We start from the raw sequence: 26591 nt of genomic DNA on the forward strand, positions 1-26591 counted from the left end.
TCCATCGGGTTAACCCGACCGTGGAAACGGCAGCGGCGCCGTCCACAGTCGACGGCGCCGCGATCGTGGTGGGGTGTCAGCGTTCGGTGACGGACTTGTACTCCCGCTCGGTGTGGCCGGTGTAGACCTGCCGCGGGCGGCCGATCTTGGTGGCCGGGTCGTTGATCATCTCGCGCCAGTGCGCGATCCAGCCGGGCAGGCGGCCGAGCGCGAACAGCACGGTGAAGAACTTGGTCGGGAAGCCCATGGCCCGGTAGATCAGGCCGGTGTAGAAGTCCACGTTCGGGTAGAGCTTGCGCGACACGAAGTAGTCGTCGGCGAGCGCGTGCTCCTCGAGCTGCTTGGCGATGTCGAGCAGCGAGTCGTCGCCGCCGAGCTTGCCCAGGATCTCGTCCGCGGTCTTCTTGATGATGGCGGCGCGCGGGTCGTAGTTCTTGTAGACCCGGTGGCCGAAGCCCATCAGCTTGACGCCGTCTTCCTTGTTCTTGACCTTCTTGACGAACGAGCCGACGTCGCCGCCCGAGTCCCGGATGCCCTCCAGCATCTCCAGCACCGCGCTGTTGGCGCCGCCGTGCAGCGGGCCGAACAGGGCGTTGATGCCCGCCGACACGCTGGCGAACAGGTTCGCCTCCGACGAGCCGACCAGCCGCACCGTGGAGGTGGAGCAGTTCTGCTCGTGGTCGGCGTGCAGGATGAGCAGCTGGTCGAGCGCGCGGACCAGGGTCGGGTCGAGGTCGTAGTTCTCGGCCGGGAAGCCGAAGGTCATGCGCAGGAAGTTCTCCACCAGGCCAAGGGAGTTGTCCGGGTAGAGGAACGGCTGGCCGATCGACTTCTTGTAGGCGTACGCCGCGATCGTCGGCAGCTTGGCCAGCAGCCTTATGGTCGAGATCTCCACGTGGTGGGAGTCGAACGGTTTCAGGCTGTCCTGGTAGAAGGTGGACAGTGCCGACACCGCCGAGGACAGCACGGGCATCGGGTGCGCGTCGCGCGGGAAGCCGTCGAAGAAGCGCTTCAGGTCCTCGTGCAGCAGGGTGTGCCTGCTGATCTTGTGGGTGAAGTCGTCCAGCTCGGCCTGGCTGGGCAGCTCGCCGTAGATCAGCAGGTAGCTGACCTCGATGAAGCTGGAGCGCTCGGCGAGCTGCTCGATCGGGTACCCGCGGTAGCGCAGGATGCCCGCGTCACCGTCGATGTAGCAGATGGCGGACGAGCACGAAGCGGTGTTCACGAAGCCGGGGTCGAGCGTGACCAGGCCGGTCTTGGCCAGCAGCTTGCCCAGGTCGACGCCTGACGAACCCTCGGTGGCGGGCACGACCGCCATCTCGTGCTCGCCGCCGGGGTATCGGAGGGCGGCGGTGTGCTCGGTGCCGGTGGGCACAGCGGTCCCGTCGGGCATGCAAGTACCTCTCACACTCGGGCAGGGCGGCGGTGACGGCCGAGCCGGTACGGCCCTGGTCGGGTGCGATCACGGCCGATGCGAATTGCGGCCACAGCGCAGCACCGCCCCATTGGGGTCCTGAGCCTCCTACGCTAGTGCTCCGCGCGCATTACGGACAGCCGTGACCGGGGGCGTCGGGCACTCTTGGGACACGTATCACAAATGACGCCACGTTTACGCCGGATTTCCCGGCGGCGCATCCCGGCTCAGTCCACCGAGCAATAGATCCGCCAAACCGGTGAACGCCTCGGCGTCGGAGACTTCGGCGCGCGCGGTGAGCACACCGGACTGGATGCCCTCGATCAGCCACCCGGCCATCTCGGCCACGAGCGCCGCGTGCACGTCCCGGAAGATGCCCTCCGCCACCCCCTCCGCGATGAACCCGCGGATCCGCTCGGCGGCGGCCTTGGCGTTGCGCTGGTACACCGCCCGGGTGGGGGCGAAGGCGGCGACGTCCTCGACGAAGCGCGGCGAGGCCACGCCCAGCTCCCGCGCGGCCCCGGAGAGGTAGCGCTCGATCCGCTCGCGCGCGTCGGCCGCGGTGGCGACGCCCTTCTCGACGCGCTCGGTGGCGCCGCGGAAGAAGTGGCCGACGACCTTGAGCGCCAGTTGCTCCTTGCTCGGCGCGAGCGCGTACAGGGTGGACTTGGAGCAGCGCAGCCGGGCGGCGAAGCCGTCGAGGGTGGTGTCGGCGAACCCCTCGGCCAGGAAGATCCCGAGCAGCTGCTCCAGCAGGGCGGCCTGCCGGGCGGTCGGGGTGCGTCGCGGGTTCATGTCGTTCACAGTATCGACAGGTCAGGACCCCGAACAGTACTGTGGAGCGTCCCCCAGTACTGTCCCGAGTACTGCTCAGGTTTGACCGAAAGGCCCGAACATGCCTGCCGAGCGCCTGCTGCCCACCACCGAGGCCGAGGACCTGCTCGCCCTCACCCGTGAGATCGCCCGCGACGAACTCGCGCCGGTCGCCGCCGAGTACGAGGAACACGAGCGCTTCCCCCGCGAGCAGTTCCGGCTGCTCGGCCGCAGCGGCCTGCTGGGGCTGCCGTACCCGGAGGAGTGGGGTGGGTCGGCGCTGCCCTACGAGGTGTACCTCCAGGTCCTCGAGGAGCTGGCGGCGGCGTGGATGACGGTGGGCGTCGGCGTGTCCGTGCACACCATGTCCTGCTACGCGCTCGCCCGGCACGGCACCGAGGAGCAGCGGGCCCGGTTCCTGCCGGACATGCTCGGCGGGGACCTGCTCGGCGCGTACGCGCTGTCGGAGAGCCACGCGGGCTCGGACGCCGCCGCGCTGACCACCCGGGCCCGGCGCGAGGGCGACGACTACCTGGTCAACGGCGCCAAGGCGTGGATCACCCACGGCGGTCAGGCGGACTTCTACACGACCATGGTCCGCACCTCGGACGACGGCGCGCGGGGCATCAGCTGCCTGCTGGTCGACGCGGGCACGCCCGGCGTGGAGTTCACCCCGCCGGAGCGCAAGATGGGCCTCACCGGCTCGTCCACCACCCAGGTCCTGTTCTCCGGCGCCCGGGTCCCCACCGACCGGCTGCTCGGCGCCGAGGGCCAGGGGTTCAAGATCGCGCTCTCCGCGCTGAACTCCGGGCGGCTCGGCATCGCGGCGTGCGCGGTCGGGTTGGCGCAGGCCGCGTTGGACGAGGCCGTGTCCTACGCCAAGCAGCGCACCCAGTTCGGCCGGACGATCATCGACTTCCAAGGACTGGGCTTCCTGCTCGCGGACATGGCCGCCGCCGTGGAGTCGGCCCGCGCGACCTACCTGGAGGCCGCCCGCAGGCGCGACCGCGGCCTGCCGTTCGTCCGCCAGGCCTCGATCGCCAAGCTGGTCGCCACCGACGCGGCCATGAAGGTCACCACGGACGCGGTGCAGGTCCTCGGCGGCGCGGGCTACACCCGCGACTTCCCGGTCGAGCGCTACCTGCGCGAGGCGAAGGTGCCCCAGATCTTCGAGGGCACCAACCAGATCCAGCGCGTGGTGATCGCCCGCCAGCTGCGCGAAGCCGATGTGACCGGATGACCGGGACGGCCTGAGGGGACCGCGATCGGTCGCGGGAAGACGGGTTGTGAACGGTCCGCTGTGAATACCGCGAACCGCCGGATTCACGCCGATCACGCGTCACCCCCTTACGCGACAGTCAGTATCGACGATCATGACGACATGGGGAACACTGTCTCGGCTCGCTGCGGTGGTGCTCGGTGAACCAACCGGTCCTGGCCGACCAGGTGGTCGACATCCTGGCTGACCTGGCGTCGAACACCTTGTCCGGCAACCAGAAGCGCGCCGCGGACGTCCTCTTCGACGCGGTGCTCGGCCGGTTGCGCCGGATCCGGCTGGCCGCCGCGTTCGACGTGTTCGAGGCCGACCCGACCGCGCCGCAGCCGAGGTCGACGCTGACCACGATCCTCAACGACCAGTTCGCCCGCGACCCGTCCTTCCGCGACCAGGTCTCGAACCTGGCGCAGGCCGCGGGCGCGGCGCCGCAGCCGCCGGAGGAGCCCCTGCCCGCCCGGTACTCCCCGCGGGTGCCCAAGCGGGTCCTCATGGGGGCCGGGGCGGCGGTCCTGGCCCTGGCCCTGGTCGTGGGTGGTCGCGCGCTGTTCGTCGAGCTGACCGAGGAACCCGAGTTGGACGGCACCACACCGTGCCGGACCTTCTGGACGTTGAAAGAACCCGAACAGCGGGGACTGCTGGTCCGCGCCTACCGCGGCAAGGGCCAGGAACGGCGCGAGGACGAGCCGTACATCGTGGCGAGCGTCCTGTACGCCTGCGGGCAAAGCCCGGATAGCACGGTCAACGACATAATCGACGCGGCGGCGCTGAAATAGCGCGGAATTCCGCCGGTTCAGCCCCGGTGGAACGGGCTCTCGGTCACGCCGAACCCGGTTTGCTCGTCGAACCGGTACACCGACCGCCCATTCACGAACACCCGCGTGGCGCGGCTCATCACGTCCAGCGGGTCGCCCGACCAGAGCACCACGTCGGCGTCGAGCCCCGGTGCCAGCGCGCCGACGCGGTCACCGATTCCCATCATCTCCGCCGGGTTGGTGGTGATCGACCGCAATCCGGTCTCCTCGTCCAGCCCCTCCTTCACCGCCAGGGTCACCTGGTGCACGAGGAAGTTGATGGGCACGACGGGGTGGTCGGTGGTGATCGCGATGCGAACACCCGCCCGCGCCAGGATCCCGGGGGTGCGCAGCGTGCGGTTGCGCAGCTCCACCTTGAGGCGGCTGACGAACAGCGGCCCGACGACGACGGGGATGTCGCGTTCGGCGATGAGGTCGGCGATCAGGTGCGCTTCCGTGCCGTGGTTGAGGACCAGGCGGTAGCCGAACTCGTCGGCCAGGCGGATCGCGGTCGCGATGTCGTCGGCGCGGTGGGCGTGCTGGCACCAGGGGATCTCGCCGTCGAGCACGCGCGCGAGGGTCTCGTCGGCGAGGTCGCGGTCGAACGGTTCGCCGTTCTCCCGCGCGCGGTCCCGTCGGGCGCGGTAGTCCTGGGCCTTGGTCAGGGCCTCGCGGATGACGGCCGCGACGCCCAACCTGGTGGCGGGCATGACGTTGCGCTCGCCGTAGTTGCGCTTCGGGTTCTCCCCCAACGCGCTCTTGACGCTGATCGGCGCGCGCACCAGCATCTCGTCGGCGGTGCGGCCCCAGGCCTTCACGGCAACCGTCTGGCCGCCGATCACGTTGCCGGAGCCCGGTTTCACCACGATCGTCGTGACGCCACCGGCCAGCGCGTCGCGGAAGCCCTCGTCGTCCGGGTTGATCGCGTCGAGGGCCGACACCTGCGCGGTGACGGGGTTGGTCGTCTCGTTGAGGTCGCGACCCTCCCAGCCCTCGGACTCCTCCAGGACGCCGACGTGGCCGTGCGCCTCGACGAAACCGGGCAGCACCCAGGAACCCGACGCGTCCACGATCTCCGCGTCGTCCGGGACGTCCACGTCGGCGGCGGGGCCGACGGCGGCGATCCGGCCGCCATCGATGAGCACGGTCCCGCCCTCGATCGGCGCGCCCACAACCGGAACCACGTATCCACCCGTCACGGCGATAGTCACACCACCACCGTAGCGCGATGATCAACATGCCACCGGCCCGAACGGCTAGATCGGTGAGATTCCCCAGGATCCGGTCCAGCGCGCGCCCGCGTCCACAACCAACAGGTCCACTCCCGAGTTGAGCGCGTCCGGCGGGCAGGTCATCGGTTCGACCGCGACCGCGCCGCCTTCGCGGCCGGGGAAGGAATCCGGGGTGTACACCTGGACCCAGCGGAACACCGGGTCCGCCCACAGGTCCACGCCGCCGGACCCGCCGCGCAGCGTGTGGTGGACCAGTCCGTCGCTTTCCGGCGCGCAACCGCCGAATGCGTCGTCGAGCGTGACTTCCCGGACCACACGGGAGAACCGGGGCACCGGGGTGGCGGACCCGGTGGGCACCATGCGTTCCGGGTCGAGCGGCAGGTGCGTGGTCGCGGCGAGGGTGAGCACGCAGTCGTCGACGTCGAGGCGGCCGGGGCGCGGGTACGGGTGAGCGCCGACGCCGAAGGGCATCGGGCGCTCGCCCAGGTTCTCGACGCCGTGCGTGACGGTGAGGCCCGCAGCGGAGACGGTGTAGGTGGTGGTGGTCCGGAAGGGGAAGGGCCAGCCGGGGCGGCCGTCGACGGTGACCGCCAGCGTCACGGTGTCGTCGGCGCGCTCGGCGACCTCCCAGGTCTCGCGGCGCACGAGTCCGTGGCTGGCATTGCCGCGCGCGGGCTCCGTTACGTCGAGGCGCAACTCCTCGCCGTCGTGGTGCCAGACGGCCCCCGCGACCCGGTTGGGCCAGGGCACCAGCACGGCGCCGGAGCCCATGGGTGGCTGCTCCCCCGCCGGGAAGGTTTCCAGGTAGGGCACGTCGTCGAACTCGAAGAGGCGCAGCGCGGCGCCGTGGTGGGTGGCGACGGCACGGGCGCCGCCAAAGCGGATCTCGGTCTCGGCCATGCCAAGGAGGCTAGTCGGGTCGCCACGGTCGCGACTCTTACTAGACCGGTCTGTATAATAACCGCCATGCCCCGCCGTACCGACACCCGAGACCGCACGCTGCGCACCGCCGCCGAGCTGTTCCGCACGCACGGCTACCACGGCACCGGCCTCAACCAGGTCGTCGCCGAGGGCGGCCTGCCCAAGGGGTCGCTGTACTTCCACTTCCCCGGCGGCAAGGAGCAGCTGGCCGCCGAGGCGGTGGGGCTGGCGGGGGCCGAGGTGTGCGCGTGGGTGGACCGGGCGTTCACCGAGACGCCGGACGCGGTGGGCGCGCTCGCCGCGATCACCGGGTTCCTGGCCGACGAGCTGGCGGCCTCCGGGTTCCGGCGGGGCTGCCCGATCGGCACCCTCGCCCAGGACGCCGGGGACGCGGAGCCGGTGCGCGCGGCCTGCGCCGAGGCGTTCCGCGCGTGGCACGGCGTCGTCCGCGGCCACCTCGCCCGGCACGGGCTACCCGACCCCGACGCGCTGGCCACCACGTTCTTGGCCGCCGTCGAGGGCGCTCAACTGCTCTCCCGCAACCAACGCGACACGGCCCCGTTGCGCGCGGTCGCCACCGCACTCGCACCACTGCTTCGAAAGGACTCCTAGATGCGCGTTCGACACCTCGACTGCGGCAGCATGCACCCGCTCGGCGGGAAGCTGGTCGACGGTGAGCCGGGGCTGTTCCGGTTCGCCCACATGGTCTGCCACGTGCTGCTCGTCGAATCCGACGACGGCCTGGTGCTCGTGGACACCGGCTTCGGCGTCACCGACCTGACCGACCCGCGCACGAACCTGCCCGGCCCGTTCGTGGCCCTGGTGCGCCCGGTGCTGGACCCGGCGCAGGCGGCGGTCCGGCAGGTCAAGGCGCTGGGCTACGACCCGGCGGACGTCCGGCACATCATCCTCACCCACCTCGACCTCGACCACGCGGGCGGCCTCGCCGACTTCCCCGACGCGCGCGTGCACGTCTACGGGCCGGAGCTGCGCGCGGCGCTGACCCCGGCGACCGGCGCCGAGCGGCACCGCTACCGGCAGGCCCACTGGGCGCACGGGCCGAAGTGGGAGGTGCACGAGCCCACCGGCGGTGAGGGCTGGATGGGCATGGAGGCCGTGCGCGGGCTCGCGGGCCTGTCCGACGACTTCCTGCTCGTCCCGCTGGTCGGCCACACGCGCGGGCACTGCGGCGTGGCGGTCCGCTCGGACGACGGTTGGCTGCTGCACGCGGGGGACGCGTACTTCAACCGGGCGCAGATGGGGCCGACGGCCAAGTCGACCGTGGGGCTGCGGGTGTTCGAGTCTTTGGTGCAGACGGAGAAGGAGGCCCGCAAGGCCAACCAGGACCGGTTGCGGACCATGCTCGCCGCACACGACGTCACGGTCTTCTCCGCCCACGACGTCGTGGAACTGCGCCAGCTCACACGCTGAGCTTCTCCGCGTCCACCCGCACCCGCCCGACCACGAAGCGGTTGACGAGCCAGAGGACGACGCCGACGGCCAGCAGGATGGCGGCGATGCCGTACTCGCGGGCGGGCCTGCCGGACAGCGGGCTGGCCAGGTAGGCGCAGGCCACGGCGCCGATGGCCGGGAGCGCGGTCGGCGCGCGGAAGTGCTTGTGCTCGACCGTGTCCTTGCGCAGCACCAGAACGGCGATGTTGACGACCGTGAACACCACGAGCAGCAACAGCGAAGTCGTGCCCCCGAGCAGGTTGATGTCGACGGTGGCCACCAGCACAACGGCGATGAGACTCGTGAACACGATCGACACCCACGGCGTCCGCCGCGCGGGGTGCACGACGCCGAAGACCTTCGGGATGATCCGCTCGTTGGCCATCCCGTAGACCAACCGGCTGGCCATCAACATGTTGATCAGCGCCGAGTTGATGACGGCGAGCAACCCGATCAACGCGAACACCCAGAGCGGGAAGTCGGGCGCGCCCGCGGAAAGCACCTTGAGCAGCGCGTCGCTGCCGGACCCCGCCAACTCGCGGGCGGGGAGCAGGAGCGAGGACGTGACCGCGACCAGTACGTAGATGACCGCCGCGATCCCCATGCCGACCAACATGGCGCGCGGGAAGATGCGAACCGGCTCGCGGCACTCCTCCGCCATGTTGACCGAGTCCTCGAACCCCACCATGGCGAAGAAGGCCAACGCGGTGGCCGAGCTGACGGCGATGAGGGAACTCTGGCCGGAGGTGTCGATTTCGACGAGCCTGCCGGGGTCCCCCTGACCGTTGGCGATGGCGTAGATGCCGACCACGATGATGATGAGCAACCCCGAAAGCTCAATCACCGTAAGCACGACATTGGCCCACAACGACTCGGCAACACCCCGGAAGTTGATGGCCGCCAAGAGCACGACGAACCCCACCGCGATCCAGACAGTGGGAATGGTGAGCGAGTCACCCATGAGTTTCTTGAGGTAGGTGTTCCCGAACGCCTGCGCGGCGGAGGCAGCGGAGGTGATACCGGAAGACATGACGGCGAAGGCCACCATGAACGTCAGGAACTGGACTTTGAACGCCCGGTTGGCGTAGAGCGCGGCCCCGGCGGCCTTCGGGTACTTGCCGACCAGCTCCAGGTAGCTGAACGCGGTCAAGAAGGCGACGGCGAAGGCGAGGAGGAAGGGCAGCCAGAGGGCGCCACCGACCTTGCCCGCGACCGTGCCGGTCAGGGCGTAGACACCGGTACCGATGATGTCCCCGACGACGAACAGCAGCAACAACCCGGGCCCGATCACCCGCTTCAACTCAGGCTGCGCCTGCTCCTGGGAGGTCATGCCGCAACAGTGTCCCGGAAGGACTCAAACCAAACATCGTTTTGAGCCACGCACAACACCTCTGCCCCGTTCGCCACCCACCGGTCCCTCGCGAACCCCAACAGCACCCGTTGCCGTGATGTCAACGCGCTGGGCGCCACACAGAAAATAAGAAAGCCTGGGGACGGCCCCAAAGGGGCGGCACCCAGGCTTTAGTCATCGTGCTCAACGCACTGGTTAGGAGTGAACCACACCGTGGCCAACACTGTCAACACTCGGGCTGGCTTGCTGGCGAAAGACCCTTTCGCCAAGCATGTCGCTGCGCGGCTGGCCGACTTCTTCGCGGACACCACTCCGTGGCCACGGCGACTGTGGGACGTGGGCAGCGTGCTCGCGCTCCGCGAGGCGGTGGAGGCGGGCAATTGGCTCCGTGCCCATGTTCTCTCAGGAGCTTCGGTGGCCTGGTACCTGCACGATCTGGAACGCGCGCTAGGCCCTGACCGGGGGCTCGGCGATGGGCGCTTGCGTCGCGAACTCACCGATCTGCTGCGCAACGGCTTGTCCCCGGACGGACAAGACCGCCGAAAGCTGATCGAGCTCCTACCCGCGATCCAGAAGAACTACCTGACCCGCTGGGCGGACAGTGTCGACTCATCCCGCCCGCCTTCAGCAGAGCGGCTGGCCAAGGCTGTTGCCACACATCTCCTCGACTGCGGCCACAGCTCCGGGCAGCTGCACCGCTGGGTCCGAGCGTTCACTCGCGAGCCGCAGGCATCACTGGCCGATCTGCTGGACTCCGCTCGCGAACTGGCGGACAGGGTGGACCAGGAGTTCGAGGTCATCGTCCCGTTCATCTCCGTACCGGAGCAGCAACTACTAGTCGAACACCTTCGTGAATGGCTCTCTCCCGACGAGGCTTCGGCCTGGTTCAAAGCGCAGAACCTCACCAACCCCGAGCGCCAGAACGGCGCGTTCCGCTACCGCGTCTCGGCGAAGGACGCTGTTGCCGACGCCCGAACCATGGGTGGACTGGTCCGGCGCATGGAGAACCGGTGGTCCTACTCCCGGAGATCGGACAAGACGTTGCGGCCGTGCGGCAAGGTGTGGGTCATGGGTGCGGCGAAGCCGCTACCGCTGCTCCCCCCGCCGCGTGGCGTCGCGATTCCCTCGCTCATGCGGGAGCGAACCATGTTCGACGTGCAGAAGAGCGACCGACTGGATGAAGCGCTCGAGCTCGCCGCGCCGCTGGACGCCGGTCCCTCGACCTCGGCGGTGACCGGGGCCTGGGCGGCGATCGAGGCGTTGCTCTTCCACCCCGGCGACAAGGCCGAGACCAAGGTGGGACGAGCTGTGGCCGGAGACCGCCTCGCGGCGATCACCGCCTGCTCTTGGCCGCGTGCCGAGCTGACAGCGCTGTCGTACCAGCATCAACCTCCTGCTCCAGACAAGCTCAGCGAGGACTTGGCGAATTGCCCCAACAACCAGCGCCGTTCGGAGGTAGTCGCGAACGCCTTGGGCAACACTTCACTGGTGATCACAACCGCGAGCGATAGCGCTGCGGCCGACCGCATGACGGCGATGGTGCAGGATCCCCAGCCGCAACTGGAGAGCGTCCGCCGGGTCTTCAGAGGGATATTCAGGCGGCTCTACCGGCAGCGGAACATCGTCGCGCACGGTGGGAGCACCGGCGGGGTTGCGCTCGAAGCAGCGCTTCGAACAGCGGCACCGCTGGTCGGCGCGGGACTCGACCGGATTGTGCACGCGAAGCTCGCGGCGGGTGTCAAGCCACTGGCGCTGGCGGCCGGAGCGGAGAACTCGCTGGCTTTGGTCGGGGACGCCATGGGGCAGCCGGTGACCGGTTTGCTCGGCTGAGTCAGTCGATCTTCTCGGGTTGCGGGGCGAAGCGGTAGCGCCAGAAGGCCGGGAGGAAAGCGACCGTGATGATGGTCAGCACGATGCTCAGCACGCCGCCCCACGTGGCCGCCGCGCGGGTGCCGAACTCGGCGGCCGCCCAGCCGTGGGTCAGGTCGGCGATGCGGGGTCCGCCCGCGACCACCACCGTGAACACGCCCTGCATCCGGCCGCGCATTTCGTCCGTGGCCTCGGTTTGCAGCATCGAGCTGCGGTGCACCGCGCTCACCAGGTCGGCCCCGCCCGCCAGCGCCAGGAAGACGACGGCCAGCCAGAGGGAGCTGGTGAGGCCGAACGCCGCGATGGCCGCGCCCCAGCCGACGATCGCGCAGGTGATCACCACGCCCTGGCGGGCGATGCGCGAGTAGGCGCCGGAGAACAGGCCGAACAGGGCCGCGCCGATCGGGATCGCGGCGTAGAGCACGCCCAGGGCGGTGCCGCCGCTGGGCGGGTCGCCGAAGGTGCGCTGGGCCATCTCGGGGAACAGGGCCCGGGGCATGCCCGCGACCATGGCGATGATGTCGACCAGGAACGACACCAGCAGCAGCTTGCGCATCCCCAGGTACCGGAAGCCCTCGACGATCGACCGCAGCCCGGCCGTCCGGTTGGCCAGCTCCCCCGGCGCGATCGGCGGCAGCTGCCACACCATGTAGCACGCCACCGTCAGCGCGACCGCGTCGATCAGGTACATAGTGGACAGTCCGAGCGCGGGGATCAGCGCACCGGCCAGCAGCGGGCCGAAGATCATGCCGAAGGTGAACGTGGTGAAGCTCAGCGCGTTCGCGGGCGGCAGCAGCTCCGCGGGCACCAGCCGGGCGACGGCGGCGCTGCGGGCGGGCATGTTGACCGCCACGAACGCCTGCTGCAACCCCAGCAGCACCAGGATCACCGGCACCGAGTTCAGCCCGACGAACGCCTGCACCCAGAACAGCACCGACATCACCGCGACGCCGATGTTGCTCCACAGCATCACCGTGCGCCGGTCGACGGCGTCGGCGATGGCCCCGCCCCACAGCCCGAAGATCAGCAGCGGGACCAGCCCGACGGCACCGGTCAACCCGACGTATCCCGAGGAGTGCGTCAGCTCGTAGATCTGCTGCGGCACCGCCACCGTGGTCAACTGGCTGCCGATGGCGGTGACCACGGTGGACACCCACATGCGACGGTAGTCGAGCACCTTCAGTGGCCTGGTGTCGATGACGATCCGACCCAGGATGCCCTTTGCCCGCCCAGTCGCCTCAGTGGTCACGATTGGTTAGCTTAGGTTAGCTAACCAATCCGTGTCCTGTGACTTTTCCCGGAGCCCGCGGTCTCAGAACCGGGGGTCACGGACCGAGGCGCTCGACCTTCCAGCCGTCCCGGCCGAGCTTGTAGCGCAACCGGTCGTGCATCCGGTCGCGGCGGCCCTGCCAGAACTCGACCAGCTCGGGCTGGATCCGCCAGCCACCCCAGTGCGGGGGGACCGGCACGGTCTCGGCGTCGGCGAACCGGCGCTCCACATTGGCCAGTGCGGTCTCCAGCGTGCCGCGCCCGCTCACCACGATCGACTGCGGCGACGCCCACGCGCCCAGCTGCGAGCCGCGCGGCCGCTTGGCCCAGTACGCCGCGGTCTCCTTGGCGCTGACCTTCTCCACGGTGCCGCGGATCGTCGCCTGGCGGTGCAGCCCGTACCAGGGGAAGGTGGCCGAGGCGTAGCGCGTGGCGCTGAGGTCGTGGCTCTTGGCGGAGGTGTAGTTGGTGAAGAACACCAGCCCGCGCTCGTCGAGGCCCTTGGCCAGCACGGTGCGCGAGGACGGCATGCCGTCGGCGCCCGCGGTGGCCAGCACCATGGCGTTGGGCTCGGCCAGCCCGGCCTGCTTGGCCGCGTCCAGCCAGGCTTGCAGCTGTTCGTGCCAGGAGGCGGCGAGGTCGCTCTCGTGCAGGTCGCCGTGCTCGTAGGACACCCGCATGGTCGGGAGCTCAAGGGCGATGTCGCCGTCAGCCATTCCACGTCTCCTCACCGCAGCGCGTGGCGGGGTCGCACCACGAGGCCAGTTTGGTTCATTGGACGGTACGGGGAATCGAGGTGAACGGAAACCGCCCGCACGGTGACAGCGGACACCAAGCGCCCGGAGCTGGCGATCGCCGACAATCTGGATCGTTTCACTGGATCGTGACCGAAGACACCGGTGTGAACGATTGCTAACACCGGGTACGAGGAGGAGGGTTGCCCGAAAGCCGTGCAGTGGTGCCCGGCGTGGGCGATCTGCCTCGCAGTGCCGCTGCCGACCCCGCGGAAACCTCCGTGAACCGTCGTGGACATGGCGTGAAAGGCGAGGCGTATGCAGAACGCGGTGCGCGAGACCGAGCAGAGCTCTCCCGCGCAGACCCCCACCCCGCCGGACGACGGTTTCAAACCCGGCCTCGAGGGCGTCATCGCCTTCCGGACGGAGATCGCCGAGCCGGACCGCGACGGCGGCGCCCTGCGCTACCGGGGCGTGGACATCGAAGACCTCGCGGGCAAGGTCACCTTCGGCGACGTCTGGTCCCTGCTGGTGGACGGCCGCTTCGGCCGCGGCCTGCCGCCCGCCGAGCCGTTCCCGCTGCCGGTGCACTCCGGTGACGTGCGGGTGGACGTGCAGGCGGGCCTGGCCATGCTGGCCCCGATCTGGGGTTACCGCCCGCTGCTGGACATCACCGACGAGGAGGCCCGCGAGCAGCTGGCCAGGGCGTCGGTCATGGCGCTGTCCTATGTGGCCCAGTCGGCGCGCGGCATCCACCAGCCCGCGGTGCCGCAGCGGCGCATCGACGAGTGCGCCACCATCACCGAGCGGTTCATGACCCGCTGGCGCGGCGAGCCCGACCCGGCGCACACCAGGGCCATCGACGCGTACTGGGTCTCCGCCGCCGAGCACGGCCTCAACGCCTCCACCTTCACCGCCCGGGTGATCTCCTCCACCGGCGCGGACGTGGCGGCGGCGCTGTCCGGGGCGATCGGCGCGATGTCGGGTCCGCTGCACGGCGGCGCGCCCGCCCGGGTGCTGCCGATGATCGCCGACGTGGAGCGCAGCGGTGACGCCCGCGCGTACGTCAAGGGCATCCTCGACCGCAAGGAACGCCTGATGGGCTTCGGCCACCGGGTCTACCGCGCCGAGGACCCGAGGGCCCGCGTGCTGCGCCGCACCTGCCGGGAGCTCGGCGCCGAGCGCTACGAGGTCGCCGCCGCGCTGGAGCAGGCCGCGCTGGCCGAGCTGCGCGAGCGCCGCCCCGACCGGGCGATCGAGACCAATGTGGAGTTCTGGGCCGCGGTCATCCTGGACTTCGCCCAGGTGCCGCCGCACATGATGCCCGCGATGTTCACCTGCGCCCGCACCGCGGGCTGGTGCGCGCACATCATGGAGGAGAAGCGCACGGGCAGGCTGATCCGCCCGGCCGCCAAGTACGTGGGCCCGGCACCGCGCCGACCGGAGGACGTCGAGGGCTGGTCGACCGTCCGCGGCTGACAATTCGACGATTCACCGGAAAGGGGCCACCGACACCACGTCGGTCGGCCCCGTTGTCCTTTTCCGCGTAGGCCAGCGGACACCGCTGTCCACCGACCGGTGGACAGCCGAGTTCAATCGCTCGTTCGTCCCCGGGGAACGCGCACCGCGACAGCATTGAGCCATGAACGCGATCGAAGTCCACGGGCTACGCAAGACCTACGGCGCCAACACGGCGGTCGCGGGCGTCGACCTGGTGGTGCGGGAGGGTGAGGTCTTCGCGCTGCTCGGTCCGAACGGCGCGGGCAAGACCACGACGACGGAGATCCTCGAGGGCTACCGGGAGCGCGACGGCGGCGAGGTCCGCGTGCTGGGCCAGGACCCGGCGACCGCCGGGCGGCACTGGCGGGCCGAGCTCGGCATCGTGCTGCAAACCGCCACCGACTCCGCCGAGCTGTCGGTGCGCGAGACCGTGCGCCAGTTCGCGGGCTACTACCCCGACCCGCGCGGCGTGGACGAGGTCATCGAGCTGTGCGGGCTCACCGCCAAGGCGGGTGCCCGGATCAGCTCGCTCTCCGGCGGCCAGCGCCGCCGGGTCGACGTCGCGCTCGGCATCATCGGCCGCCCCCGGCTGCTGTTCCTCGACGAGCCGACCACCGGCTTCGACCCCGAGGCGCGGCGGCAGTTCTGGGACCTGGTCCGCGCGCTGGCCCGCGAGGGCACCACGATCCTGCTCACCACGCACTACCTGGACGAGGCCGAGGCGCTGGCCGACCGGCTCGCGGTGATCGCGGCGGGCCGCATCGTGGCCGAGGGCACCCCGTTCACCGTCGGCGGACGCGACACCGCGCCCGCCACGGTCACCTGGACCGACGTGTCCGGCGCGCACGAGGTGCGCACCGTCGACCCGGTCGGCGCGGTCACCAACCTGGCCCGGCGCGGGCCGGTCAGCGGGCTGCAGGTGCGCCAGCCCAGCCTCGAAGACATCTACCTGGACCTGATCGGAGCCAAGGCATGACCACCGGGACGCTGCCCCGCCGCACCACCACCGCCCGGCCGCCGCTGCCGTCGACGCTGCGCAGCGGCGTGCTGCGCGGCGGCGCCGAGCTGCGGATGTTCTTCCGCTCCAAGGAGGCGGTGCTGTTCACCTTCTCCTTCCCGGCGATCATCCTGCTGCTGCTCGGCTCGATCAACAGCGGCGAGGCGACCGAGGGTGTGCCGATGAGCCGGGTGCTCACCGCGAGCATGATCGCCTACGGCATCCTCTCCACCGCCTTCATCAACATCGGCGTCGGCATCGCCGCCGACCGCGAGGACGGCAGCCTCAAGCGGCTGCGCGGCACGCCGGTCACCGCCGGGGCCTACTTCACCGGCAAGGTCATCCTGGTCGCGGTGGCCACGGTCGCCGAGGTGGCCGTGCTGCTCGCGGTCGGCGTGCTCGCCTTCGACCTGGACCTGCCGACCGAACCCGGCAAGTGGCTGACCTTCGCGTGGGTGCTGGCGCTCTCGGTCATCGCCTGCACCCTGCTGGGCATCGCGGCCAGCGCGCTGACCCGGTCCGCGCGCAGCGCGGGCGCGGTGCTCAACGTGCCGGTGCTGGCCCTGCAGTTCATCTCGGGCGTGTTCGTCTACGTAGGCTCGCTGCCCAAGGCCATGGTCGACGTGGCCGCGTTCTTCCCGGTCCGGTGGATGGCGCAGTCCTTCCGGGCGGTGTTCCTTCCGGACAGCATGGCGGCTGGAGAGGTGGCTGGCACGTGGCAGTTGGGGACGGCGGCGCTGGTGCTGGGCGCGTGGTGCGTGGTCGGCACGGTGCTCTGCCTGCTGACCTTCCGCTGGACGGACCGGCGCGCGGGCTGACCGAGCGGCACCGGGTCGAGGCCACCACGCGCAACTTCTGGACCTGGGACCTGTACTTCGCGGTCGGGTTCCTGTTCGTCACGACGCTGGTCCTCTGCACCGACAACAGCTGGGGCGATCGCGGTGTCGCGGCAGGGGCGATCACCGCGATCGCCCTGCTCTACCTCGTCTGGGGCAGGCGGAAGGCGATCATCGAGGAGGCCCGGGGGCACACCGCGGTCTTCGTCGTGGTGACCTCGCTGCTGTTCCTCCTCGCGGTCTGGTTCGTCCCGGTGAGCACCTTCCTGCTGTTCGAGATGTGCCCGCTGATCTTCATGGCGCTGCCGCTGCCGGTCGCCGCCCCGGTGGTGGTGCTGCTCAACGTGCTGCCCCCCGCGCTGGAGGCGGCGCGGCACGGCGACATCGGCGGCTGGCGCGGCCAGTTGCCCACGTCGGTCCTCGGTCTGGCGCTGTCGCTGCTGATCGGCACCTTCGTGCACCGGGTGGTGACCCAGAGCCACGAGCGGGCCGCGCTGATCACCGAGTTGGAGGACAGCCGGGCCCAGGTCGCCCAGCTCTCGCACGAGGCGGGGGTGGCCGCCGAACGGGCCCGGCTGGCGGGCGAGATCCACGACACCCTGGCCCAGGGGTTCACCAGCATCGTCGCCCTGGTGCAGGCCGCGGAGTCCGAAGTGGACCGCGACAGCGCCAAGGTGCGGCACGCACTGGGCCTGGCCGCGCGCACCGCCCGGGAGAACTTGGCCGAGGCCCGCGCGCTGGTCGCCGCGCTGGCCCCGACCGCGCTCGGCGAGGGCAGCCTCACCGACGCGCTGCGCAGGCTGGCCGAGCGGCTGGCGGCGGAAACCGGCGCGGCGACCAGCTTCCACACCGAGGGCGACCCGAGTGGACTCCCCACCGGCGTGGAGGTGGTGCTGCTGCGGGCGGCGCAGGAGGCGCTCGCCAACATCCGCAAGCACGCGGGCGCGGAGTCGGTGTCCGTCGACCTCTGCCACACCCCGACGGGTGTCACCCTGACGGTGAGCGACGACGGCGCGGGCTTCGACCCCGGCGCACCGGCGGGCGGCTACGGTCTGCGCGGGATGCGGGCGCGGGCCGAGCAGGTCGCGGGCACCGTGACCGTGCACAGCGCACCGGGTTCGGGCACCACGCTGACCGTGTCCGTACCCACCGCGGCGGCGCACCAGCCGACCGAGGACCCGAAGGAGCGGCCGTGATCACCGTCCTGCTGGTCGACGACCACCCCGTGGTCCGCGAGGGCCTGCGCGGCATGCTGGAGGCCGAGCCCGACCTCACCGTGGTGGGCGAGGCGGGCTCCGGCGCGGAGGGCGTCGCGGTGGCCGCCGCGCTGCGGCCCGACGTGGTGCTCATGGACCTGCGCATGCCGGGCCTCGACGGGGTCGGCGCGACCGCGCGGATCGTGGCCGCGGGCGGGCCGAGCAAAGTGGTGGTGCTGACCACTTATGAGACCGACTCCGACATCTTGCGCGCGGTCGAGGCGGGCGCTTCCGGATATCTGCTCAAAGACGCTTCCCGAACGGAATTGGCGGGCGCGGTTCGCGCGGCCAGTCGCGGTGAGACGGTTCTCGCACCCTCTGTAGCCGGCCGTTTGGTCCGCCAGGTGCGTCAACCACCCAAACAGGGGCTATCAGGTCGCGAGGTCGAGGTATTGCGGCTGGTCGCCCGCGGCCTGACGAACGCCGACATCGGCCGTGAGCTGCACATCAGCGAAGCCACGGTGAAAACGCACCTGCTGCGCGCATTCGGCAAACTCGACGTCTCCGATCGCACCGCGGCGGTCACGACGGCCATGTCGCGAGGCTTATTGGGTTGAGTTATGGCGCACAATTCCCTGCATGCTGCAAACACTCGAGTTCGCATTGCTGCGCAGGCTCGCGGTCGAACAGGCCGAGAACCGGGTGCCGTCGTTGGTCGCCGCGGTCGTCCGCGGCGACCGGACCACCTGGACGGGCGCGCGGGGCAAGGTCGACGGGGCGACCCCCACCGCCGACACCCAGTACCGCATCGGGTCGATCACCAAGTCGTTCGTCGCGACCCTGGTGATGCGCCTGCGCGATGAGGGGAAGCTGGACCTCAACGACCCGTTGGACAAGCACGTCCCCGGCACGGCGTTCGGCGCCGTCACCGTCGCCCAGCTGCTCGCCCACACCAGCGGCATGACCGCCGAGTCGCCTGGCGTGTGGTGGGAGCGGGCCCCCGGCGCCGACTGGTCCGCGCTGGAGCGGAGCCTGGAGGAGGGCGCGCTCAAGCACCGCTCCGGCGCCCGGTTCCACTACAGCAACACCGGCTACGGCGTGCTCGGCGAACTCGTCGCCCGGCTGCGGGGCACCTCGTGGCTCGAGGCGCTCAACGCCGAGATCGTCGGACCGCTCGGCCTGACCCGCACGTCGCCGCACCCCGAGGGCGCCGCGGCCACCGGCTGGGCCGTGCACCCGTACGCCGACGTCCTGCTGCACGAGCCCACCCCCGACGCGGGCGCGATGGCCCCGGCCGGTCAGCTGTGGTGCAGCATCACCGACCTGGCCCGCTGGACCCGGTTCGTCGGCGGCGACACCGGCGACGTGCTGCACCCGGACACGGTCGCCGAGATGCGCGAGGTCGCGCACATCGACGACGACCAGAACTGGAGCTCCGCCTACGGCCTCGGCCTGCAGGTCCTGCGGATCAACGGCAGGCGGGTGTCGGGCCACGGCGGCTCCATGCCCGGGTTCCTGGCGATGAACCTCATCGACCCGAAGACCGGCACCGGCGCCTGCGTGCTGGCCAACACCACCTCGGGCGCGGCGATCGGCGCGCTGGCGGGCGACCTCATCGAGTTGGTGGAGAAGCACGAGCCCGCGCTGCCCGCCGAGTGGGAGCCCGCCACCGAGGCCGACCCGGCGCTGCTCGCGCTCACCGGCCAGTGGCACTGGGGCCCGACCCCGTACGTGCTGCGCCTGCTGCCCGACGGCTGGCTGAACCTGACCCCCGTCAGCGGCCGGGGCCGCGCGTCCCGGTTCCGGCCGTCCGGCCAGGACACCTGGACCGGCGTCGACGCCTACTACGCGGGCGAGACGCTGCGCCTGTGCCGTGGTGCCGACAACCGGCCAACCCACCTGGACCTGAACACGTTCATCTTCACCCGGGAGCCCTACGGCACCCCGGCCGCCATCCCCGGCGGGGTGGACGAGCGGGGCTGGCGCACCCTGGAGGGCTGAGGGTGCGAGACTGGGAGGCGCGCTCCGCCAACGCCGCCGGGGTTCGTCCCCAGTCACACCATTTGGGAGAAAGGCGCCCACATGACGCAGACCGCCGATCCGAGCACGCTGGAACTCCCGGCCGAGTTCAAGCCCTCCGACGGCCGCTTCGGCTGTGGCCCGTCCAAGGTCCGTCCCGAGCAGGTCGCGGCGCTCGCGTCCGAGGGCGCGAAGCTGCTGGGCACCTCGCACCGGCAGAAGCCGGTCAAGTCCCTGGTCGGTCGGGTCCGCTCCGGTCTGCGCGAGCTGTTCTCCCTGCCCGACGGCTACGAGGTCGTCCTGGGCAACGGCGGCACCACCGCGTTCTGGGACGCGGCCGCGTTCGGCCTCGTCCGCGAGCGCGCACAACTGTTCACCTACGGCGAGTTCTCGGCCAAGTTCGCCACCGTGAACAAGAAGGCCCCGTTCCTCGCCGACCCGATCGTGGTCTCGGCGGACCCGGGCAGCGCCCCGGCGATCGCCTACCAGTCCGGCGCCGACCTCGTGGGCTGGGCGCACAACGAGACGTCCACCGGTGTCGCCGTGCCGGTCTCGCGGCCCGCCGGGTCCGATGGCGCGCTGGTCGCCATCGACGCCACCTCCGGCGCGGGCGGCCTCCCGGTCCGCGCCGAGGACTTCGACGTCTACTACTTCGCCCCGCAGAAGTCCTTCGCCTCCGACGGCGGGCTCTGGCTGGCGCTGATGAGCCCGGCCGCGCTGGAGCGGGTCGCCGAGATCGGCGCGTCGGACCGCTGGGTGCCCGAGTTCCTGTCCCTGCCGACCGCGCTGGACAACTCGCTGAAGGACCAGACCTACAACACCCCGTCGGTGGCCACCCTGTTCCTGCTCGCCGAGCAGCTGGACTGGATGAACGGCAACGGCGGGCTCGAGTGGACGGTCGCGCGGACCAAGGACTCATCGGACCGGCTGTACTCGTGGGCCGAGAAGACCGCGTACACCTCGCCGTACGTGGCCGACCCGGCCAACCGCTCCCAGGTCGTGGGCACCGTCGACTTCGTCGACTCGATCGACGCGGCGGCGGTGGCCAAGGCGCTGCGGGCGAACGGCATCGTGGACGTGGAGCCGTACCGCAAGCTGGGCCGCAACCAGCTGCGCGTGGCGATGTTCCCGGCCGTCGAGCCGGACGACATCACCAAGCTGACCCAGGCCATCGACTGGGTCGTCGAGCAGCTGGGCTGAGCAGGCGCTGAGCTGTGCCCGCGGAGTCGCGGGTCCGCCTGTGGGCACAGCTCTCCGCGCCTGCCAGTGACCTCGGCCGCGAGCGTTCACCCCGGTGCGAGCCCACGGAACCGGTTCGCCGGAACCGCGCCGGTTGGGTGCTCATGGGAGTCCCGCGCTTGCGCGCGGGCGAGCACTGCTCTGTCCGTGACACCGCCGCAAGCGCTTGCGCACCCCGCAGGTGACCAGCGGATACCCGACATGCCAGCCAATGGGTGAATCTTGAATCAACCCAGGTGCGGTAGGGCCGGTGGATACGGCAAGATCACAACTAGATGTCACGGGGATCGCGGCGCGCCTTGCGCGCCAATCCGGTTCACCGATCTACCGTGGGACGCAGGCGGGTGAAGTCTGCTCAGGTCGCGGGGAGGTGAGCGATGCGTGCGCTGCGGGTAGTCGGTCTGTCCGACGACGGCAAGACGGTGATCTGCGAGGACCCGGCGCGCGGTGAGCGCTTCACCCTGCCCGCCGACGAGCGCCTGCGCGCCGCCGCGCGCGGCGACGTCACCCGACTCGGCCAGATCGAGATCGAGCTGGAGAGCCAGATGCGTCCTCGGGAGATCCAGACCCGCATCCGCGCGGGTGAGTCCGTCGAACAGGTGGCCGAGGCAGCGGGCATCCCCACGCACAAGGTGGAGCGCTTCGCCTACCCCGTGCTGCTGGAGCGCTCGCGCACGGCCGAGCTGGCCCAACGCGCCCACCCGGTGCGCGAGGACGGCCCGGACGTCCAGACGCTCGGCGAGGTCGTGGCGCACGCCTTCGGCCTGCGCGGGCAGGACTACCCCACCACCGGCTGGGACTCCTGGCGCGGCGAGGACGGCAAGTGGGTCGTCCGGCTGTGCTGGACCGCGGGCCGGTCGGAGAACCGCGCGCACTGGTCGTTCCACCCCGGAGCGCACGGTGGCACGGTCACCCCGCTCGACGAGCACGCCCAGGACCTGATGGACCCGCAACCGAACCGCCCGCTGCGCACGGTGCGACCGGTGACGGAACTGGCCCAGGCGGCGCTGGCGATCGAGATGCCGCCGCCCGCCCCGGTCGTGGAGCCCGACGCGGACCTGGAACTGGACGCGTCGGTCTTCGAGCCGCCGGTGGCGCCGGTGCCGGACCCGCCGAAGGTCGAGGAGCCGTTCGAGCAGTCCTACGTGGAGGACTTCGAGCTGACCCCCGAGCCGGTGGTCCCGGAGCAGCCCGCGGCGGAGCCGGTGGTGGCCGAGGAGCAGCAGCCGGTCGCCGAGGAGCCGGAGCAGGACGCGCTGATCGAGGAACCCGCCCGCAAGCAGGCCGAACCCGCCGCGGCGGCGAACCGGCGGCCGAAGGCGAAGAAGGCCCGCCCGATCGTCCCGTCCTGGGAGGACGTGCTGCTCGGCACGCGGTCCAACCGCGGGTAGGCGTCGAGTTTTGAGGGCCCGGTTCGTTCGCGAACCGGGCCCTTTCTCATAGCCGTCGTGATGGGGGTGCGGGGACCTCGTTGAGGAGGTCGAGGGGCCAGCCCTCGCGTTCGCACCAGTCCTCCGCGGACTCGCGGGAGAGGTAGTCGGCGGACGGGGGTTTCACCCGGCCGAGGTGGACCCAGCCGTCCGGGGCGAGGACGTGCACCTCGCCCGCGCGGATCGCGAGGAGTCGGCCGTCCGGGAACGCCATGGTCGGTTCCGTGCGCAGGAACCGCACCGCATCAGGGCGGGTCATGGGTCCATGATGCCGCCGGTGTCCGGATCCGGCTCGTGCCGATCTTGTTCGTTACCCATCCGATCCTGCCCGTTGACCAGCGGTAACCCGGTTGCCCGCCCGGCTACCGCCAGGGCCATGGATGCCTTCGCCGCCACTCTCGCCGGGTTCGCGGACTGGCCGGAGGCGGAGCGGGACGCGGAGCGCGCCGAGTTCCGGGCCATGATCACCCGCGCGGCGCGCGCCGAGCGCGACCTGGTCGAACCTGGTGCGGCACCGCTGACCCGGCTCGCGGCCCACGGGGCACTGGACCGGATCGCCAACATCGCCGACTGACCCCGGTGTTCGGCGCCGCGCGGGGTGCGCGGCGCCGAACCGGCTAGGCCAGGGAGTCCTGCCAGGCGGAGTGCAGGTCGGCGAAGGGGCCGCGGCCCTTGCCGATCAGGGTTTCCGGGGCGCCGTCCTCGGCGATGCGGCCCTGGTCGACCACCAGCACCCGGTCGGCGATGAGCACGGTGGAGAGCCGGTGGGCGATGATCAGCGCGGTGCGGTCGGCCAGCACGGACTCCAGGGCCCGCTGCACGATCCGCTCCGTCGGCAGGTCCAGGCTGGACGTCGCCTCGTCAAGCACGAGCACCGCCGGGTCGGCCAGGAAGGCCCGGGCGAAGGCCACCACCTGCCGCTGACCCGCCGAGAGCCTGCCGCCGCGTTTGCGGACGTCGGTGTCGTAGCCGTCGGGGAGGGCGCGGATGAACTCGTCCGCGCCGACGGCCCGGGCCGCGGCCTCGATCTCCGCGCGGCTCGCGCCCGGCTTGCCCAGCGCGATGTTGTCCGCGACGGATCCGCTGAACAGGAAGTTCTCCTGCGTCACCATGACCACCGCGGCGCGCAGGTCCACATCGGACACCGCGCGCAGGTCGACGCCCGCCAGCCGGACCTCGCCCTCGGTCGGGTCGTAGAAGCGGGCGACCAGCTTGGCGATGGTCGACTTGCCCGCGCCCGTCGGCCCGACCAGCGCCACCGTCTGCCCCGCCGGGATCGCCAGGTCCAGTTCCGGCAGCACGACCGGGGTGTCCGGGCGGTACCGGAACTCCGTCCCCGCGAACTCGACCTCCAGCCCGCCGTCGCGCCGCCGCGGGAGCGGCACCGGGCGCTCCGGTTCGGGCACGTCCGGCTTCTCCTCCAGCAGACCGGAGATCTTCTCCAGCGCCGCGATCGCCGACGAGTACGAGTTGGCGAACATCGCGACGTCGTCCAGCGGCTCGAAGTAGCGGCGGACGTACAGGATGAACGCCGTGAGCACGCCGAGTTCCATGGAGCCGCCCGCGACCCGCAGCGCGCCGATGGTCAGCACCGCGACCATGGTCAGGTTGCCGATCATCCGGACCGCCATGGTGAACACCGCCACCACGCTCAGCGAATCGCGCGCCGAGGAGCGGACCCGCGAGTTCAGTCCGTCCATGATGGACTTGTTGCGGCCCTCGCGGCGGAACGCCTGCACCGCGCGCATGCCGTTCATGGTCTCGACGTAGTGCACGATCAGCGTGGCCGTGCGGCCGCTGACACCGCGGTACGCCTCGTTGCTGCGGCGCAGGAACCAGCGCGCGATGAACGCCAGCGGGATGGCGGTGACCAGCACGACCAGCGCCAGCTCTAGGTCCAGGGTCAGCAGCAGGATCGCGATGCCGGTGACCGTGAGCACCGAGGTGAGCAGGTCGTCGATGCCCACCTCCAGCAGGTCGCCGAAGGCGTCGATGTCACTGCTCTGCCGGGAGATGACCTTGCCGGAGGTGTAGGTCTCGTGGAAGGACACCGAAAGCCGCTGGGCGTGGTCGAAGATCCGCTGCCGCAGGTCGAGCACCAGGTCCTGGCCGATGCGGCCGGACAACCGCAGGAAGCACATCCACAGCAGCGCCGACGCGAGGGAGCACACCGCGTAGGAGACCACGCACCAGGCCAGCACGGTGCCGTCGCCGCGGACCGCGTTCGGGATGCCGACGTCGATCACCGCGGCGACGATCAGCGGCCCGGCCAGTTGGGCGGCGTTGCCCAGCATGACGAGCAGCAACACCACCATGGCGGGCCAGAACCTGGGACGCAGCAGCGATCCGAGCAGGGCCCGCGACCGCGCGCGCAGCTTCATGGTGACCGCCGCGGCGACGTCCTCGGTGTCCTCGGCGGCGACGCCGCGCCAGTCCCGCTCGGCGGTCACGACGCCGCCTCCGCGCGCTCGTCCTCCACAGTGGATAGTTGAGCGCGGTAGGCGGCGCTGGTGGCCAGCAGTTCCGCGTGCGTGCCCAGCGCCACGATCCGGCCACCGTCGAGCAGCGCCACCCGGTCGGCGAGCCGGACCGTGCTCGGCCGGTGCGCCACCACGAGCGCTGTGACACCCGAGAGCACCTGGCGCAGCGCGCGTTCCACCTCGGCCTCGGTGTGCACGTCCAGTGCGGACAGCGGGTCGTCGAGCACCAGCACCTTGGGCTTGCCGACCACCGCGCGGGCCAGCGCCAGCCGCTGCCGCTGACCGCCGGACAACGACAGCCCCTCCTCGCCGATGCGGGTGTCGAGGCCCCAGGGCAGCCGGTCGACGAAGTCCTCGGCCTGGGCGACCCGCAGCGCTTCCCGGACCTCTTCGTCGGTGGCGCCGGGCGAGCCGAGCGCCACGTTCTCGCGCACGCTGGCGGAGAACAGCACGGGTTCCTCGAACGCGACGGCCACGACCGCGCGCAGGTCGTCGAGCCGCAGGTCGCGCACATCGACGCCGTCCACGGTCACGCGCCCGCCGGTCACGTCGGCCAACCGCGGCACGAGCATGGTCAGCGTCGACTTGCCGGACCCGGTCGGCCCCACCAGCGCGACCGTCTCACCCGGGCGGAGCGCCAGGTCCACTCCGGACAGAACCTCGTGGTCCGCGCCCGCGTGGGCGAAGCGCACGCCCTCGAAGCGGACCGCGCCGACGCCATCGGCGGGCAGCGGCCGGGACCGGTCGGGGTCGGTGATCGTCACCTCGGCGTCGCGCACCTCCCAGTACCGGGTGGACGCCGTGGCCGCCTGGTTCGCCTCGGCCAGCAGCCAGCCGATCGAGTCGGTCGGCCAGCGCAGGAACCCGGCGACCGTGATGCCCGCGACCAGCGTGCCGACGGTCATCGTGCCGTCCGCCACGCCGAGCGAGCCGATCAGCAGCTGCGCGGCGATGCCCAGCTCGGGCAGCAGGATGATGGCGCCCCACAGCAGCGACAGCACGCGGAACTTGCCCAGCTCCGTGCGCCGCAGCCGCCGGGCCTGCCCCAGGAACTTGGCCGCGAGCTGCGGGCCGCGGCCGAACGCCTTGAGCACCCGGATGCCCAGCACGGACTCCTCGACCACCGTGGCCAGGTCGCCGACCTGGTCCTGGGCCCGGCGCGCGAGCACCGCGTACTTCGACTCGAACTGGGTGGAGATCAGGAGCAACGGCAGCGAGCACACCAGGGTGATCAGCCCGAGCGCGGGCGAGAGAGAGAACAGCACGACCATGCCCAGCACCAGGGTGATCGTGTTGACCACGAGGAAGACGCCCGCGAAGGCGATGAACCGGCGCAGGGTGGCCAGGTCCGAGATGGCCCGGGAGAGCAGTTGGCCGGACTGCCACCGGTCGTGGAAGGAGATCGGGAGCCGTTGCAGGTGCGCGTACAGGTCGGCGCGCATCCGGGCCTCCACCAGCGTGCTCGGCCCGGCGACGAGCTTGCGGCGCAGGTAGAACATCAGCGCCTCGAGCGCGCTCAGCGCCGCCACGACCACGATGGGCCACGGCAGCGCGCCGGTGTCCCGGGCGGCGACCGGTCCGTCGAGGATCCACTGCAGCACCAGCGGGATCGCCAACCCGCTGAGCATGCCGGCGGTGACCGCGGCACCGGACCCGATCAGCCCGGCCCGCACCGGTTTCAGGTACGGCACCAACCGCCGCAACGCCGCGACCGTCCCAACCCGCTCCATGCCCGCCCCTCAGCGCTCGCCACCCGGCCGGTCCTCGACGGT

The 26591-nt window shown here is 71.1% G+C and carries 24 protein-coding genes; 14 read left to right on the forward strand and 10 right to left on the reverse strand.

Annotated elements, in window-relative coordinates:
• Positions 1-76: 76 nt before the first annotated feature.
• The gene (locus CLV40_RS05220) at positions 77-1393 is read right to left on the reverse strand and encodes a citrate synthase (RefSeq protein ID WP_104477459.1); all 1317 of its coding nucleotides are present in this window, start codon (positions 1391-1393) and stop codon (positions 77-79) included.
• A 216-nt stretch (positions 1394-1609) separates the two neighbouring features.
• Positions 1610-2209 (reverse strand): TetR/AcrR family transcriptional regulator, encoded by a 600-nt coding sequence (locus tag CLV40_RS05225; RefSeq protein WP_104477823.1) that lies wholly within the window; start codon positions 2207-2209, stop codon positions 1610-1612.
• A 100-nt stretch (positions 2210-2309) separates the two neighbouring features.
• Here CLV40_RS05225 and CLV40_RS05230 point away from each other — a divergent pair, with 100 nt between their 5' ends.
• A complete protein-coding gene (locus CLV40_RS05230; protein WP_104477461.1) occupies positions 2310-3467 on the forward strand; it encodes an acyl-CoA dehydrogenase family protein in 1158 nt (385 codons plus the stop codon).
• A gap of 179 nt (positions 3468-3646) precedes the next feature.
• Positions 3647-4276 (forward strand): hypothetical protein, encoded by a 630-nt coding sequence (locus CLV40_RS05235; RefSeq protein WP_104477463.1) that lies wholly within the window; start codon positions 3647-3649, stop codon positions 4274-4276.
• A gap of 17 nt (positions 4277-4293) precedes the next feature.
• On the opposite strand, the gene CLV40_RS05240 is transcribed toward CLV40_RS05235, so the two are convergent.
• Positions 4294-5505: an amidohydrolase gene (locus CLV40_RS05240; protein WP_104477465.1), complete on the reverse strand. Its 1212-nt coding sequence runs from the start codon at positions 5503-5505 to the stop codon at positions 4294-4296.
• 45 nt (positions 5506-5550) lie between these two features.
• Positions 5551-6426: an aldose 1-epimerase family protein gene (locus CLV40_RS05245; protein ID WP_104477467.1), complete on the reverse strand. Its 876-nt coding sequence runs from the start codon at positions 6424-6426 to the stop codon at positions 5551-5553.
• A 66-nt stretch (positions 6427-6492) separates the two neighbouring features.
• Between CLV40_RS05245 and CLV40_RS05250 the strand changes: the two genes are divergently transcribed.
• Complete coding sequence (locus CLV40_RS05250; RefSeq protein WP_104477469.1) at positions 6493-7059, forward strand: TetR/AcrR family transcriptional regulator; 567 nt, start codon at positions 6493-6495, stop codon at positions 7057-7059.
• The gene (locus CLV40_RS05255) at positions 7060-7878 is read left to right on the forward strand and encodes an MBL fold metallo-hydrolase (protein WP_104477471.1); all 819 of its coding nucleotides are present in this window, start codon (positions 7060-7062) and stop codon (positions 7876-7878) included. It abuts the gene before it with no gap.
• On the opposite strand, the gene CLV40_RS05260 is transcribed toward CLV40_RS05255, so the two are convergent.
• Positions 7868-9229, reverse strand: coding sequence for an APC family permease (locus tag CLV40_RS05260; RefSeq protein ID WP_104477473.1), 1362 nt, complete (start codon positions 9227-9229; stop codon positions 7868-7870). The genes CLV40_RS05255 and CLV40_RS05260 overlap by 11 nt on opposite strands.
• Before the next feature lie 234 nt (positions 9230-9463).
• Between CLV40_RS05260 and CLV40_RS05265 the strand changes: the two genes are divergently transcribed.
• On the forward strand, positions 9464-11080 hold the full coding sequence (locus CLV40_RS05265; RefSeq protein ID WP_146107937.1) for an integrase: 1617 nt from the start codon (positions 9464-9466) through the stop codon (positions 11078-11080).
• Between the two features lies 1 nt (position 11081).
• Here CLV40_RS05265 and CLV40_RS05270 read toward each other — a convergent pair whose 3' ends face one another.
• Positions 11082-12368, reverse strand: coding sequence for an MFS transporter (locus CLV40_RS05270; protein ID WP_281261641.1), 1287 nt, complete (start codon positions 12366-12368; stop codon positions 11082-11084).
• A gap of 76 nt (positions 12369-12444) precedes the next feature.
• Positions 12445-13104, reverse strand: a complete 660-nt coding sequence (gene pdxH / locus CLV40_RS05275; protein WP_104477476.1) for a pyridoxamine 5'-phosphate oxidase — start codon at positions 13102-13104, stop codon at positions 12445-12447.
• 336 nt (positions 13105-13440) lie between these two features.
• On the opposite strand from pdxH, the gene CLV40_RS05280 reads away from it, so the two are divergent.
• From CLV40_RS05280 to sepH, 8 genes are all read left to right on the forward strand, one after another.
• Positions 13441-14601, forward strand: a complete 1161-nt coding sequence (locus CLV40_RS05280) for a citrate synthase 2 (protein ID WP_104477478.1) — start codon at positions 13441-13443, stop codon at positions 14599-14601.
• A 163-nt stretch (positions 14602-14764) separates the two neighbouring features.
• A complete protein-coding gene (locus CLV40_RS05285; protein WP_104477480.1) occupies positions 14765-15598 on the forward strand; it encodes an ABC transporter ATP-binding protein in 834 nt (277 codons plus the stop codon).
• Entirely contained in the window at positions 15595-16437 is an 843-nt protein-coding gene (locus tag CLV40_RS05290; protein WP_104477482.1) for an ABC transporter permease, read from the forward strand. Before CLV40_RS05285 ends, CLV40_RS05290 begins: the two co-directional genes overlap by 4 nt.
• On the forward strand, positions 16374-17651 hold the full coding sequence (locus CLV40_RS05295; protein WP_245931093.1) for a sensor histidine kinase: 1278 nt from the start codon (positions 16374-16376) through the stop codon (positions 17649-17651). The genes CLV40_RS05290 and CLV40_RS05295 overlap by 64 nt, the downstream gene beginning before the upstream one ends.
• Positions 17648-18268 carry a response regulator gene (locus tag CLV40_RS05300; protein ID WP_104477484.1) on the forward strand — a complete coding sequence of 207 codons (621 nt, stop codon included), beginning with the start codon at positions 17648-17650 and terminating at the stop codon, positions 18266-18268. Before CLV40_RS05295 ends, CLV40_RS05300 begins: the two co-directional genes overlap by 4 nt.
• A 22-nt stretch (positions 18269-18290) precedes the next feature.
• The gene (locus CLV40_RS05305; RefSeq protein ID WP_104477486.1) at positions 18291-19652 is read left to right on the forward strand and encodes a serine hydrolase domain-containing protein; all 1362 of its coding nucleotides are present in this window, start codon (positions 18291-18293) and stop codon (positions 19650-19652) included.
• Between the two features lie 81 nt (positions 19653-19733).
• The gene (serC, locus tag CLV40_RS05310) at positions 19734-20870 is read left to right on the forward strand and encodes a phosphoserine transaminase (protein ID WP_104477488.1); all 1137 of its coding nucleotides are present in this window, start codon (positions 19734-19736) and stop codon (positions 20868-20870) included.
• 416 nt (positions 20871-21286) lie between these two features.
• Positions 21287-22300: a septation protein SepH gene (sepH, locus tag CLV40_RS05315; RefSeq protein ID WP_104477490.1), complete on the forward strand. Its 1014-nt coding sequence runs from the start codon at positions 21287-21289 to the stop codon at positions 22298-22300.
• Positions 22301-22346: 46 nt separating this feature from the next.
• Here the strand turns inward: sepH and CLV40_RS05320 are convergent, their stop codons facing one another.
• A complete protein-coding gene (locus tag CLV40_RS05320) occupies positions 22347-22598 on the reverse strand; it encodes a hypothetical protein (RefSeq protein ID WP_245931095.1) in 252 nt (83 codons plus the stop codon).
• Between the two features lie 117 nt (positions 22599-22715).
• On the opposite strand from CLV40_RS05320, the gene CLV40_RS05325 reads away from it, so the two are divergent.
• A complete protein-coding gene (locus CLV40_RS05325; RefSeq protein ID WP_104477492.1) occupies positions 22716-22913 on the forward strand; it encodes a hypothetical protein in 198 nt (65 codons plus the stop codon).
• Positions 22914-22956: 43 nt separating this feature from the next.
• On the opposite strand, the gene CLV40_RS40210 is transcribed toward CLV40_RS05325, so the two are convergent.
• Both CLV40_RS40210 and CLV40_RS05335 read right to left on the reverse strand, forming a co-directional pair.
• Positions 22957-24789, reverse strand: a complete 1833-nt coding sequence (locus CLV40_RS40210; RefSeq protein WP_281261642.1) for an ABC transporter ATP-binding protein — start codon at positions 24787-24789, stop codon at positions 22957-22959.
• Entirely contained in the window at positions 24786-26549 is a 1764-nt protein-coding gene (locus tag CLV40_RS05335) for an ABC transporter ATP-binding protein (protein WP_104477494.1), read from the reverse strand. Before CLV40_RS05335 ends, CLV40_RS40210 begins: the two co-directional genes overlap by 4 nt.
• Positions 26550-26591: the final 42 nt, after the last annotated feature.

Origin of the sequence: Actinokineospora auranticolor (assembly GCF_002934265.1) — a bacterium.
Classification (GTDB): Bacteria; Actinomycetota; Actinomycetes; order Mycobacteriales; family Pseudonocardiaceae; genus Actinokineospora; species Actinokineospora auranticolor.